The following is a 12,251-nucleotide window of genomic DNA, read 5'->3' on the forward strand; positions in this document are numbered from 1 at the left end:
TTTGGCTGCGGGGTGAATCTTCTTCAGGTGGGCCGTCAATGAACAAGTCAATCGTAATGGATTCGGTCGAGATCGACACGCTGGAAGACAGGTATTACGTGCGCGTTATCGAGGATGGCGTTGTCACCATCAAGGGTTTCGGTTCCGAAGCGGACGCGAAAGCTTTTGCCAAGCACGAACACACCCGACTGGGACTTGACGCTGTCAAGCAGCCGGGCACCGGCCAAAAGCTGCGATACGGCTTTCCGGAAAGTTGATGCCGCCTCGAAGATCGAGGAGTCTCTGACTTCCCCTTCGGGAATGCGGCAACGCGCGGCCGCGGTCCTGCCCTGCAAACAAGTCAGCCATACGCGTCGTTCATTTGCCTGGTCGAGGTTGAACCAGCTTGAAGTCGAAGCTCTCCGGCAAACGTCCACGAGTGCTCACAGGCCTCACGGAGGACGCGACCTCCGGCTTGCGTGGACAGTTAGCTCGCTGCCAGCAGCGCTCGGCAGCGGGACTAGCTTAGCGACGCTGTTTATGGCGATAGCCATTCATTTCGGGCCTGAGGGCCGAAAGCGAGGGCCCCTTCGCCGTGAACACGACGCCCGCCGCCTCAAAAGCGCGACGGATGCGGGTTCGTTTTTCGACCCGCAGAATTCTGATCCCGTTCTCGAAGTCGCGAATGGTCCCTTCGCCTAGGCTGGCCTTGGCGCCGAGGCGCACCTGCGACCAATGCAGGAGTTCTCGTGCGGCTCGCGACTCCTCTGGCGTCAAATCCATCAAGGGGTCTCCCCTAGGGCTTTTCAGCTGTCAATTTCCAGCTTCGTGTGTCCCGGCTGCTCATGCCAGATCACCTGCCGGAGGTCGCCCCAGTCCACTGCCTGCCCGCAGGCGGGACATATCCGGAACTGGTCCTCTTCGTTGGCGGCTGCTCTGACCCGCAACCGGGCAAAGATCGGCGGTCCCAAATCAGAAAGCTTTGTCACCCAGCTTCCTTGCCTCACGTTGCAAAATCTTACGGTCGTTGCCGTGCTCGCTGATCAGCTCCCGAACCTGTTCAGGCGTGATGCGATGCTGCTTGGCAAAGTAGCGAACCTCGTAATCGTCGTCCGCCGACACACGGTCGCGGTCCCGGAAATCGCGCTTCGTTTTGACGTCTGCCATTGGTTGCTCCTCCTGGCAAAACGAACACCGGGAAGGCAGGAATGTTCCAAACCGCTAATATGTGCGTGAAGCGCTACGGCCGGGATGGGGTCGGCCACGGCATTGCCTGGGGGAGGCCTCAAATGAAGTAACCGGCGGCATGGGCGGGGGCGTTGGGGAGCCGCCGGTCACCAGGCAAGGGCCCATCTAATCAGAAAATGCATAGGCCCTTATATGATCATGCCAGCATTTTTCGCTCTTGGGAACTGGTTTCGGCATAAAATTCAAGATCGTACGCCCAAAGGTGCACGTTCTAATGATTTTCACGCCGGCGCTGCGACAGGAACCAGATCGGCACGCCCGCGTCATAAAGACAGGTTTCTGTCGTAACCCGGGAGTGAAGTCGATGGTCCGGCTCTTCGTTGTCGCTGCCGTGGCGCTCGCGCTCGCATGCAGCGGAGCTCAGGCGGCGAGGCTTGACCTCGACGCGGTCAATCAGGCGCAATTCAGCGAGGGCGAGCCGAAGGACGTCAGTCCGATGCTTCTCAAGGCGCAGATCCTTCTCGATCGCGCCCGCTTCTCGCCGGGCCTGATCGACGGTCGCCTCTCCGACAATTTTGCCAAAGCCGTGGCGGCGTTCCAGGCGGCAAACGGACTGGCTTCCGACGGCAAGCTCACACGCGAGACCTGGGACAAGCTGACGGCGAGCTCCGCCGAGCCGGTTCTGGTGGCATATGAGGTCACGGTCAAGGACGTGCGCGGCCCCTTTACCAGGCGCATTCCCACCCGCCTGGAGCGGATGGCTCGTCTGAAGCGCCTCGGCTATCGCAACGCGCGGGAGAGGCTGGCCGAGCGTTTCCACATCAGCGAACAATTGCTGAAGACGCTCAACCCGCGCGTCGGGTTCCGGAAGGCAGATGTGAGCCTCGTAGTGCCCGATCTCGGACGGGGCGACGCCCCGGCGGAGATCGAGACCATCGAGGTCGACAAGGCATCCCGCCAGGTCCGCGCGCTCGATCCATCAGGCAAGCCGGTTGCGGTCTATCCGGCCTCGATCGGCAGCGAGGAAAAGCCGGCGCCGAGCGGCGCCGCGGAGGTCAAACGCGTGGTGCGCAATCCGACCTATCACTACAATCCGAAATTCGCCTTCAAGGGGTCAAGAGCAAGCGGCCCTTCACCATCGCCAAGGGACCGAACAATCCGGTGGGATCGGTCTGGATCGACCTCTCGATCGAAAGCTATGGCATCCACGGCACGCCGGATCCCGGCAAAATCGGCACGACCTACTCGCATGGCTGCATCCGGCTGACCAACTGGGATGCCGAAGACCTCGCCGCTATGGTCAAGCCGGGCACGAAAGTCGAGTTCAAGGACGAGACGGCGCAGGACGGGCAGGCGCAGTAAAAACGCCGGGAGGAGCGAGCCGCCAAGGCGGGATCGCTTCGGCGGCGCGCTTTTGAAAACGATCTGGAATTGGTGGTTCGATGCAAGCACATGCGAGAGTGGTGATCGTCGGCGGAGGATGCGTCGGCGCCGGCATCCTTTACGGCCTGGCCAAGCGCGGCTGGACCGACGTTGCGCTGCTCGAGCGGACCCAGCTTACGGCCGGCTCCACCTGGCATGCGGCGGGCCTGATCCCGTCCTATACCCGCAACATCAATGTCGGCCGCATGATCAAGAAGACCACCGAGATCTATGAAGGGCTGGAGGCCGAAACCGGCCAGCCGGTCGGCTGGCACAAATGCGGCCAGCTGCGCATCGCCAACAGCCGCGACCGGCTAGACGAATTCAAGAGTTATATGAGCGTGGCCGACGTCCAGGGCATGCGCGCTGAGTTGCTGACGCCGGGCGAAGCGAGGCAGCTGGCGCCGCTGCTCGACAACGACCACATGCTGGGCGCGCTTTATCATCCCGATGACGGCCATATCGCGCCGGCCGATGTGACCATCGCCATGGCCAAAGGCGCGCGGGATCTGGGTGCCAAGGTGTACTTGAACACCGAGGTCACCGGCTTCAGGCGCACGCCCGGCGGCGAATGGCTCGTCCAGACTAACAAGGGCGACATCACCTGCGAGCACGTGATCTCCGCGACCGGCAATTATGCGCGCCAGACCGGCGCGCTGCTCGGCCTCGATATCCCGGCGATCCCGATCCTGCATCAGTACTGGATCACCGAAGTGGTGCCGGAAATCGTCGAGCGGAAAAGGCAGGGCCGCCCCGAAATGCCGATCCTGCGCGACGAAGGGTTCGAGGGCTATCTGCGCGAAGAAGGCGACGGGCTGATGTTCGGGCCTTACGAGCGCACGGCGAACCTGAAACTGTTCGCCGAGGACGGCGTCCCTTCCTGGTTCGGCGCCGACCTCGTCGAAGAAGATTTCGAGGCGGTGTCGTGGAACTGGGAGCAGGCTCTGCAGCTGGTGCCGGCGCTGGGGCGCGTCGGCATCAAGGCCAATGTGCGCGGACCGTTCCAGATGACCGCGGACGAGCTTCCCTTGATGGGGCCGGCCTGGGGCCTGCCGAATGTGTGGCTGGCCGAAGGCGTGCCGGGCGGCATCCTGTGGGGCGGCACGATCGGCTATTACCTGTCGGAACGGATCGTCGAAGGCGGCAACAGCCTCGACACCTCGGATCTCGATCCGCGCCGCTTCGGCGACTACGCCAACAAGGCCTGGACGCGCGAAAAGGTCCGCGAGGCCTGGGGCACACATGCGGAGCAGAAATATCCGGGACAGGACATGCCCGCCGCCCGGCCGCAGAAGACCGCGCCTTCCTATGACAGGCTGACCGAGCTCGGCGCCGTCTGGGGCGTTCTCAATGGCTGGGAGATGCCCAACTGGTTCGCACGCGACGGCGTCGAAGCCAAGGACCAGTATAGCTGGCGATGGACGCCGAAGGGGAACCTCGTCGCCCAGGAAGTACAGGCGGTGCGCACTGCCGTCGGCCTGGTCGAGATGACGCCAATGACCAAGTTCGAGGTATCCGGACCGAGCGCCGCCGCCTGGCTGGACAGGATCATCGCCAATTGCCTGCCGGCGGTCGGAAAGGTGACGCTGGCGCATCACCTCACTGCGGGCGGCGGCGTGCAGGCGGAGTACATGGTGGCGCGGCTCGGAGAAGACCTGTTCTACCTCATCTCGACGCCGCGCGCCGAGCGCTGGAATTTCGACGATCTCTCAAGGCTGCTGCCCGCCGACGGCAGCATATCACTGAAGAACGTCACCAACGATCGCGGCTGCTTCACCGTCGTCGGGCCCAAGGCACGCGAAGTGCTGCAGCCGCTAACCGAGATCGATCTTTCGAACGAAAAGTTCCCGTGGTTCAGCGTGGCGACCGGCAGCGTCGCCCTGGCCAGCGACGTGCGGCTGCTGCGCGTCAACTATGAGGGCGAGCTCGGCTGGGAACTCTATCACCCGCTGTCCTATCAGCGGCAGCTGCTGGATGCCATCCTCAAAGAGGGCGAGAAGCACGGCATGCGGCTTGTCGGGCTGCATGCGCTGGAGTCGCTCAGGCTCGAAAAATCTTATCGCGCCATGTATCGCGACATGAACCCTGAGCTCAACGCGCTGGAGAGCGGGCTCGAGCGCTTCATCCGCCTCGACAAGGGCGATTTCGTCGGCCGCGAGGCGGTGCTGAAATACAAGGCGAGGAACGACCAGCGCCGGTCGGTGACGCTCAAGATCGAAACCGACGGCGCGAGCACGCTTGCCTCCGAGGGCCTTTATAGCGACGGCGAACTTGTCGGGCGCATTACGTCGGGCGGCTACGGCTATGCGCTCGGCCATGACGTGGCGCTGGCCCTTCTGCCGGAGCGTCTGAGCAAGCCCGGCACCAAGCTCGAGGTCGCCATTTTGGGAGAATGGAAGATCGCCGAGGTGATCGCGGACTCGCCTTACGATCCGACCTCGGCCAGGGCGCGTATGTGATGCGCGTCGATCGGATCAACGTCTATTCGGCGCAGCTGCCCGTCAAAGGCGGCGTCTACCGCATGGCCAGCGACGACGTGGAGTCGCTGGACTCGACGCTTGTCGAGATCGTGACCGAAGACGGTTTGACCGGTTGGGGCGAGACCTGCCCGATCGGACCGGTCTATCAGCCGCACCATGCGCTGGGCGCTCGCGCGGCGATCGCCGAAATCGCCCCGGGACTGATCGGTGCGGAGATCGCTTCGATCAGACTGCTTGCGAAACAGATGGACGAGCGCCTGAACGGACATGGCTATGCCAAGGCCGCGTTCGACATGGCCTTTCTCGACCTGCTCGGCCAAAAGCTCGGCGTGCCGGTCTCGACGCTGCTGGGCGGCGCGCTGACCGATCGCGTGCCGGCCTATTATTCGCTGATCGTAGGTCCGCCGGACGAAACGGCGAGGATCGCCGCCGACAAGGTGAAGGCCGGCTATCCGCGCCTCCAAGTGAAGATCGGCGGGCGCAACCTCGAAGAAGACGTGGCCGTCGTGCACAAGGTCTGGGAAGCTGTCGGCTGCAAGGCGCGCATCGCGGTCGACGGCAACCGGGGCCTGACAATCGCGTCGGCAATCCATCTCGACCGGCTTTGCCACGCCATCCCCTTCGTCTTCGAACAGCCCTGCAACACCATGGATGAAGTCGCTACGCTGAAGGGCCGCGTGACGCATCCGGTCTATCTCGACGAGAGCACCGAGGACCAGAACGCGGTGCTGCGAGCGATCTCCATGGGCATCGCCGACGGCTTCGGCTTCAAGGTGACGCGCCTCGGCGGCCTCACGAAGATGACAACCGTGCGCGACCTTTGCGCCATTCGCTCGCTGCCGCACAGCTGCGACGACGCCTGGGGCGGCGACATCATCGCGGCGGCCTGTGTCCATCTTGCTGCCACGGTCGAGCCGCGCCGGATGGAGGGAGCCTGGATCGCCCAGGAATATATCGACGGGCATTTCGACCGGAAGAACCCGGTCGTGATCGAAAAGGGCTTCATAGCCGTGCCGCAGCGGCCGGGCCTGGGCGTCAAACCGCAACCCGGGACATTCGGCAAGCCGCTGGCGACTTACGGAGCCTGACCACCGGCCAGGCTTTGGCCGGCCCAGCCGATCACTTCTTGGGTCTCGCGGATCGTTCCGCCTCATCCCGCGTTGAGTGGCACGCAAAGGGAGGAACGGCAATGGATGATGATCGGACCGAGAAGATCAGACAGCGTGCCTATGAGCTCTGGCAGCGCGAGGGCAGCTTGCATGGCGACCATGAGCGGCACTGGCGCCAGGCCGAGATGGAGATCGATCGCGAGGCGGCGCTGCCGCTCACGGCAGACGATGCGCTGCCTGGAACGCGCGAGATCGACAGCGCGGATGTGCTGACGGTCGAGGCGCTTGCGATACGCACCGGCATATCGGCCCAAGAAGCGCAGGAGTTGCTCGACAGGCTGGGCAGCGACCGCGCCGCGATCGAGCAGGCGGCGCGGAGCATCCGGGCACGGAAAGGGCTGTAGGTCAGGAACCCAGACGCGTGCGACGTTGCCGGCATTCGACGTCGGCGGAACCCTCGTTGCCATCGACAGTTCCTCCTGTCTAACCACAGGAGACCTGTCATGGATCATACCAACCACGTGAGGCTGACAAACGCCGAATTGACTCCCAGCATTCTCGAAGGCGCGACCATCTACGGCCCGGACGACGAAAAGATCGGCTCGGTCGACCACATGCATGGCAGCCAGGTCGTCATCGATGTCGGCGGCTTCCTCGGCATCGGTGCAAAGCCGGTCGCCGTCAGCGCCAACCAATTGGATTTCATGCGCGACGAGGACGGCGACGTCCACGCCGTGACCAGATGGACGAAGGACCAGCTGAAGTCGATGCCCGAGCATCACGACTGAGCACGGGAAGGGTCCGGCGAGAGCCGACACATGTTGGGGCGTCCTCATCCCGGCCTTCTCATGCTGCATTCCGGCGTGGTGCCGCGGCGTTCTGAAGCGCAAGTTCGGCGAGCCCACCGGGCCTACTGGGCGAGCGTGCGCCGCTACTCTGAGGCGATGCCTCTTGCCTCAAGGTGGCGGCCATCCTCGATCCCGCAGCGCGCCAGTCAATCTTGACAACGGACCGCTTGGTCGAGCCTCCTGAGAGCGGCGCTCGCCTGAAGGCGGCAATCGGGACCTGATTGGAAACGAGGATGACGGCCACCAACGGCAAAACGCTGCGACTGCATATGCCGCAATGGCAGGGCGGGAATCTCGAGGAGTATCATCTCAGTTCGAAAGTGCTGTCGTGGCTGCTGCCCGCATCCCGAGGACCGGAGGAGATCGTGCCGGTCCCCTCTCCCGGCGACAGTCCGGCGCCGGCGATCGAGGACGGCATCCTCGCGAGGAAAGCTCTGCTCGATCAGGCGCGCGCGGCGCGAGCCGCCATCGAACGGCATCGGCCGGATAGGATTCTCACGATCGGCGGCGACTGCCTGGTCGATCTCGCGCCCATCGCCTACCTCAACAAGCACTATCGCGGCACTGTCGGGGTGCTCTGGATCGACGCCCATCCAGATGTGCAGACGCCGAAGGATTTCCATCAAGGCAATTCGCAGGTGCTGGCAATGCTGCTTGGCGAAGGTGATCCGGATTTCCTCGCCGAAGTCGACGTTCCCGTCGACCCCACGAAAGTAATGTATGCAGGGCTGGACGAGTGGTCGCCGCCCGAAAACGAGTTTCTCGTCCGCATGGGCCTGCGGCGCACGGGATCGGCCGAGCTTGCCGAGAGCTCTTCCTCGGTGCTGAAATGGATCGAGCAGGAAGGCATCGAGTACCTAGCGATCCACTTCGACGTCGACGCCATCAGGCCGCAGAGCTTTCGGCCGATGCTCTTCAACAAGCCCGGCGCTGGAGATGGCTTCCTTGCCGGTGTTCCGCGCGGCCGGCTTGAGCCGAAGCATGTGTTGCGGCTGCTCGGCCATGTCGCGGGCGCCTGCGACATCGTCGGGCTTGCCATTACTGAGTACATCTCCTGGGACGCCATCCAGACACGGAAGTTGCTAGCCCAATTGCCGCTCATCGGCGCATGAGCGGGGCCCCGGCGTTGGCGTCAGCCCTTCATTGAATTGCTGTAGACCTGCACGCCGACGCGCTCGTTGCGGCGCCAGCGCACCACGGCCCGATAGACGGCGTCGTCATCGGGAACAATGAGCGTGAAACGGTCGGGCAATTCCACCTGCGGCCCGACGCGCAGTTCGGCGCCATGCTCGTGCTGGTTACGCACGGAGCACTTGATGCTGGCGTCGCCGGTGACGATCGTGGCCTCCTTCAGCACGAATTCTCGTGAATGAAGACGGCGCTCTAAGTGGGGAAAGGTGGCCATGATGCACTGGTCCCGAAACTTGCCCGGCGGGCTCAAACTCAATCGCCCGACGCACCACCCTAGCGCGGACGTGTTTCCGTTCCGTTAGCGTTTTCTAATCACTGCCCACCCGCCGATCCGTTTCGGCACAGGCGGCGCCGGACCGAACGAGCTTGTCGCATGCCGCTAATGCCGCTTGAAATACTGCACCTCGCGCTCGTGCTTTTCGGCAGCCTCGCGCGACTTGAAGGTGCCGAGATTCCGGCGTTTGCCGGTCCTCGGATCCACCTTGCGCGAATAGAGCCGGTAGTCGCCGGACTTCAGCTTGCGGATCATGGGACACCTCCTCTGCTCGTAAGTCTAATCCACTCGACCTGTCCAGGGTTCCAGCAGCGAACGTGATCCATTTCACGGAAGCGCCGCGCCGAATGTCGGAATCGACGCGGTAGCGACACGATTGGGTCGGATTATTTGTACTCAAACGACTTCCGCGGCGTTAGTCTTTGCGTCCGCGAGCATGCCGGACTGGAGGAGGGTGAGATGGCGACGGCCAAGCTTCACGGCGTTGAACTCGTCAAGGGCCAGAGGTGGACGGTGCGCGTCACCGCCTACGGCACAACGATGACCTTCCCTTTCGAAGCCGAGCAATATGCGCGCTCCTATGCCGATGGTCAGGCCTTCCGCCTTGGCGTCGAGGTGGTCGAGTTGAAGGACTGCGCCTGAGCGGCTGCCGGCGTAGCGATCGCCGCCATGGGTTCGCCGCGCGACAAATCTATCGCCAAGCTCCGATAGCGGCGGACCTTATGCAGAAACTGGCAAGAAGTCGGTGTCGTGCCGCATCACTTTGTCGACCCGTTCGCAAACCACGAGCCTCGATCTACTTCATGAAGCATCTGGCGTTCTAGGTTTGCGGCAACCAGGCAACCTTCTCGCCATCCTCCTTGATGAATTCGCGCACGGGGTTGTCGAGCAGCGGCAGCACCGCCTCCGACGGCCGGCAGAGCCTCGTGCCCTTGGGCGTCTCCACGATCGGCCGGTTGATGAGAATCGGATGGGCGAGCATGAAACCGATCAGCTCGTCGTCGCTCCATTTCGGATCGGCGAGGCCAAGCTCCGCGTAGGGCGTGCCTTTCTCCCGCAACAGGTCGCGCGGGGTGATGCCCATCGCCGCGATCAATTCGAGTAGCCGTTCGCGGCTCGGCGGCGCCTTCAGATATTCGATCACCATCGGCTCCTCACCGCTGGCGCGGATCATGGAAAGCGTGTTGCGCGAGGTGCCGCAAGCGGGGTTGTGGTAGATGGTGACCGTCATGGCTCGGCTTTCAGTGGCTCGGATTGCTCGATGGATTCGGGCCGCAGCAGCCATCCCATCAGCGCCAGCGCGATAAAGGCGCCGAGCAGTTCGGCGACGATGAAACCCGGGAGATCGGCCGGCCTGATGCCGGAAAAGCTGTCGGTGAGCGCACGCGCCACGGCGACGGCCGGATTGGCGAAGGACGTAGAGGCGGTGAACCAGTAGGCGGCGGTGATGAAGAGGCCTACTAGCCATGGCACAGCCCGTCGCTCGAAGCGCAGGCCGGCGAGAATCACAGCGACCAGGCCGAATGTCGCGACAATCTCCGAAAACCATTGCGCCGGTCCGGCGCGCAGCTTGGTCGCGATCTCCAAGGGCGGCAGGGCGAACATGAGGTGCGCGGCGATCGTGCCGGCGATGCCGCCGGCGAACTGCGCGGCGAGATAGGCAGGCAGATCGCGCGGCGGGAGCGACCGGTTCAAACAGAAGACGAGCGAGACGGCCGGATTGAAATGCGCCCCGGAGATCGGTCCGAGGATGGTGATCAACACCACCAGCATGGCGCCGGTCGCGAGCGTGTTGGCGAGCAGCGCCAGCGCGGTGTCATGCGTCAGCGTCTCCGCCATGATGCCGGAACCGACCACCGTTGCCACCAGCAGGCCGGCGCCCAGGGCTTCAGCAACGGCACGTCGCGGCAGATCGTAAGAGATCATTGCCGGGGCCCCTCGCCCGGCCGGCAGCACGGGGCGGCGAGCGCCGGCGCGCAGATTTCCGGCCGGCCCGAGCAGCAATCCTCCATCAGGAAGCGGATCAGAGCGGAAAGCGCATCGTATTCCGCGCTGTAGACGATCGAGCGTGCGTCGCGGCGCGTGCCGACCAGGCCGGCGCGCTCCAGTTCCTTGAGATGGAAGCTGACATTGGACGGAGATACCTCGACCTGTTCGGCAAGCGAACCGGCGGCGATGCCGTCCGGCCCGGCAACCACCAGCAACCGAAGCAGTTTCAGCCGCGTTTCCTGCGACAGCGCACCAAAGGCCATCAGGGCTTGTCGCTCATCCACGTTTCAACAATCCTTGAAATATTGAAACGAGGCATATCCGACATGCTCACTCCTGACAAGAAATATCGTCCCCGCTCCTCCATTGGATCCTCGGACCTGACCATCGGCGATCTGCTCCACACGCTGGCTGATTACCAAGACAAGCCGCTGGTGTTTCGTTACGACGCGGCCGGCCGGTGAAATTTCCACCCCAACTAGGATAGTGGGCCGGTTTGAAATCGCGGGTTAGCCAAACTCCCCGTCCATCACGCTCTATTGAGCGAATGTGAATGATCCCCAGCTTCCTCTGAACCCGTGATTGTGATGAATATCCGACCGCCAGAGCACACCCAACAATGTCGCTCTCAGCAAGGAAAAGGGCTCGCGCCTAAACGCCGCGAGCCCTTCTCTTTTTACGTCACGCGCTTTTTTGTAAGGGCGGCGCACTGTTGGCTTCTCGGCTTCGACAAGCGCAACGATGATCGCGCTTCTCCCAACGCTTGTCGGTGACGCCCGCTTCCGCCTGTTTCCGGACGGGGCCTAGGCGAAAGCGCCTATTCTGATTGGGGTGGACTTTCAAACCGACCCACTACCCAAATTAGCGATCTCTTGTATTTCTTGAAAATGAGGATCATGCTTGGCCCAATGCGTGGCAACCTGATGCGCAGCCGGGTGGATAAAAGGGTAAGGCGCCATGGAATTCGCAGTCTGCTATGACCACAGCGTGATCGATCTGGCTTGGTCGATCTTCCTCGGCATCACGACGGTTTTCATGTTCTTGGCGCCATTGGCCGTTGCGCGGCTTATAGCGATCTCGCGCGGGGCACCTGTCGGACGGCTTCAGACGGCCTGACAGCCGAGGCCTTTCCTAGCCGACGATTTTTAGCCCAGGCACTTCACCGAACAGCGCCGAGCAGTCGATCTCGTCCAGGAAAAGCGCGTTGGGATCGAGCACCAGCCACGATGTATGCATACGAAGATCCCTCAGCCTTGCGTTCTTTTCGGCGCGCGCCTGGCGCTCCGCCTCGGCAATCGAGGCCAAGCCTGGCATCTCGGCCTTGTGAAGGTGAGAACTCCTCGACATAGCGAGACAAAACGCGGTCGCCCTATTTTGCGTTCCAGCCCATCCGCCTGAAAACAAGTGCGGTGATCATACCCGCGAGCACGACCGAAAAGCCGGATGGCCAAGGCCACCCCAAGCCGCCGCACGTTTCATTCGCGCCGCCATCGCTACGAGCGGCCCGACTGAATCAGCGCAGACCCAGAAAACTCAAAATGGCGATCACGATGACGATAGCACCTACGATCCAGATGATGTTGTTCATGGTCCTCTCCACATGTCAGCGGTCAGGAAACGCGCCTGCCAAGGGGCATAGGCCGAAGTTTCTTTCGGGAGCCCTCGCAAAGACCTCAACACTTAGAAACTGCTAATGTTCCGCCCGCATCTGTGCCGGGGGCCGGACTAGGCGTTCTTTGGCACCTGGAAGCGGTTTCTGCAGCCTCGACGG

18 protein-coding genes are annotated in these 12,251 nt (G+C 62.8%); 10 read left to right on the top strand and 8 right to left on the bottom strand.

What is annotated here, in order from left to right; translation table 11 throughout:
* The first annotated feature begins 38 nt into the window (after positions 1 to 38).
* On the top strand, positions 39 to 257 hold the full coding sequence (locus tag EJ078_RS03960) for a hypothetical protein (protein ID WP_095824617.1): 219 nt from the start codon (positions 39 to 41) through the stop codon (positions 255 to 257).
* A gap of 247 nt (positions 258 to 504) precedes the next feature.
* Here EJ078_RS03960 and EJ078_RS03965 read toward each other — a convergent pair whose 3' ends face one another.
* Both EJ078_RS03965 and EJ078_RS03970 read right to left on the bottom strand, forming a co-directional pair.
* Positions 505 to 762, bottom strand: a complete 258-nt coding sequence (locus EJ078_RS03965) for a helix-turn-helix domain-containing protein (RefSeq protein ID WP_095824618.1) — start codon at positions 760 to 762, stop codon at positions 505 to 507.
* A 189-nt stretch (positions 763 to 951) separates the two neighbouring features.
* A complete protein-coding gene (locus tag EJ078_RS03970; protein WP_066992956.1) occupies positions 952 to 1,146 on the bottom strand; it encodes a DUF3606 domain-containing protein in 195 nt (64 codons plus the stop codon).
* Positions 1,147 to 1,531: 385 nt separating this feature from the next.
* Here EJ078_RS03970 and EJ078_RS03975 point away from each other — a divergent pair, with 385 nt between their 5' ends.
* From EJ078_RS03975 to EJ078_RS04000, 6 genes are all read left to right on the top strand, one after another.
* Positions 1,532 to 2,434: a L,D-transpeptidase gene (locus tag EJ078_RS03975; RefSeq protein WP_348627288.1), complete on the top strand. Its 903-nt coding sequence runs from the start codon at positions 1,532 to 1,534 to the stop codon at positions 2,432 to 2,434.
* 175 nt (positions 2,435 to 2,609) lie between these two features.
* On the top strand, positions 2,610 to 5,048 hold the full coding sequence (locus EJ078_RS03980) for an FAD-dependent oxidoreductase (protein ID WP_127215348.1): 2,439 nt from the start codon (positions 2,610 to 2,612) through the stop codon (positions 5,046 to 5,048).
* A complete protein-coding gene (locus EJ078_RS03985) occupies positions 5,048 to 6,157 on the top strand; it encodes a mandelate racemase/muconate lactonizing enzyme family protein (RefSeq protein WP_127403264.1) in 1,110 nt (369 codons plus the stop codon). Before EJ078_RS03980 ends, EJ078_RS03985 begins: the two co-directional genes overlap by 1 nt.
* A 101-nt stretch (positions 6,158 to 6,258) precedes the next feature.
* Entirely contained in the window at positions 6,259 to 6,582 is a 324-nt protein-coding gene (locus EJ078_RS03990) for a DUF2934 domain-containing protein (RefSeq protein ID WP_067321922.1), read from the top strand.
* 99 nt (positions 6,583 to 6,681) lie between these two features.
* Complete coding sequence (locus EJ078_RS03995; protein ID WP_095778953.1) at positions 6,682 to 6,966, top strand: photosystem reaction center subunit H; 285 nt, start codon at positions 6,682 to 6,684, stop codon at positions 6,964 to 6,966.
* Positions 6,967 to 7,259: 293 nt separating this feature from the next.
* Positions 7,260 to 8,138, top strand: coding sequence for an arginase family protein (locus EJ078_RS04000; RefSeq protein ID WP_127215345.1), 879 nt, complete (start codon positions 7,260 to 7,262; stop codon positions 8,136 to 8,138).
* Positions 8,139 to 8,158: 20 nt separating this feature from the next.
* On the opposite strand, the gene EJ078_RS04005 is transcribed toward EJ078_RS04000, so the two are convergent.
* Both EJ078_RS04005 and EJ078_RS04010 read right to left on the bottom strand, forming a co-directional pair.
* Positions 8,159 to 8,431: a PilZ domain-containing protein gene (locus tag EJ078_RS04005; RefSeq protein ID WP_095783349.1), complete on the bottom strand. Its 273-nt coding sequence runs from the start codon at positions 8,429 to 8,431 to the stop codon at positions 8,159 to 8,161.
* Positions 8,432 to 8,596: 165 nt separating this feature from the next.
* Positions 8,597 to 8,746, bottom strand: coding sequence for a hypothetical protein (locus EJ078_RS04010; protein ID WP_095778956.1), 150 nt, complete (start codon positions 8,744 to 8,746; stop codon positions 8,597 to 8,599).
* A 204-nt stretch (positions 8,747 to 8,950) separates the two neighbouring features.
* On the opposite strand from EJ078_RS04010, the gene EJ078_RS04015 reads away from it, so the two are divergent.
* Entirely contained in the window at positions 8,951 to 9,133 is a 183-nt protein-coding gene (locus tag EJ078_RS04015) for a hypothetical protein (RefSeq protein WP_066992937.1), read from the top strand.
* Positions 9,134 to 9,311: 178 nt separating this feature from the next.
* On the opposite strand, the gene arsC is transcribed toward EJ078_RS04015, so the two are convergent.
* The 3 genes from arsC to EJ078_RS04030 are packed head-to-tail and all read right to left on the bottom strand — an operon-like array spanning position 9,312 to position 10,764.
* Positions 9,312 to 9,722 (bottom strand): arsenate reductase (glutaredoxin), encoded by a 411-nt coding sequence (gene arsC / locus EJ078_RS04020; protein WP_067321933.1) that lies wholly within the window; start codon positions 9,720 to 9,722, stop codon positions 9,312 to 9,314.
* On the bottom strand, positions 9,719 to 10,417 hold the full coding sequence (locus tag EJ078_RS04025; RefSeq protein ID WP_095824623.1) for an MIP/aquaporin family protein: 699 nt from the start codon (positions 10,415 to 10,417) through the stop codon (positions 9,719 to 9,721). Before EJ078_RS04025 ends, arsC begins: the two co-directional genes overlap by 4 nt.
* Positions 10,414 to 10,764: a metalloregulator ArsR/SmtB family transcription factor gene (locus tag EJ078_RS04030; RefSeq protein ID WP_067321941.1), complete on the bottom strand. Its 351-nt coding sequence runs from the start codon at positions 10,762 to 10,764 to the stop codon at positions 10,414 to 10,416. Before EJ078_RS04030 ends, EJ078_RS04025 begins: the two co-directional genes overlap by 4 nt.
* Between EJ078_RS04030 and EJ078_RS04035 the strand changes: the two genes are divergently transcribed.
* Together EJ078_RS04035 and EJ078_RS04040 are read left to right on the top strand one after the other, a co-directional pair.
* Complete coding sequence (locus tag EJ078_RS04035; RefSeq protein ID WP_164750443.1) at positions 10,750 to 10,944, top strand: hypothetical protein; 195 nt, start codon at positions 10,750 to 10,752, stop codon at positions 10,942 to 10,944. The two genes, EJ078_RS04030 and EJ078_RS04035, sit on opposite strands and share 15 nt — an antisense overlap.
* 493 nt (positions 10,945 to 11,437) lie before the next feature.
* Positions 11,438 to 11,596, top strand: coding sequence for a hypothetical protein (locus EJ078_RS04040; protein ID WP_164748230.1), 159 nt, complete (start codon positions 11,438 to 11,440; stop codon positions 11,594 to 11,596).
* A gap of 15 nt (positions 11,597 to 11,611) precedes the next feature.
* On the opposite strand, the gene EJ078_RS04045 is transcribed toward EJ078_RS04040, so the two are convergent.
* Entirely contained in the window at positions 11,612 to 11,785 is a 174-nt protein-coding gene (locus tag EJ078_RS04045) for a hypothetical protein (protein WP_164757249.1), read from the bottom strand.
* Positions 11,786 to 12,251: the final 466 nt, after the last annotated feature.

The sequence above is a fragment of the Mesorhizobium sp. M1A.F.Ca.IN.022.06.1.1 genome (assembly GCF_003952605.1).
Classification (GTDB): Bacteria; Pseudomonadota; Alphaproteobacteria; order Rhizobiales; family Rhizobiaceae; genus Mesorhizobium.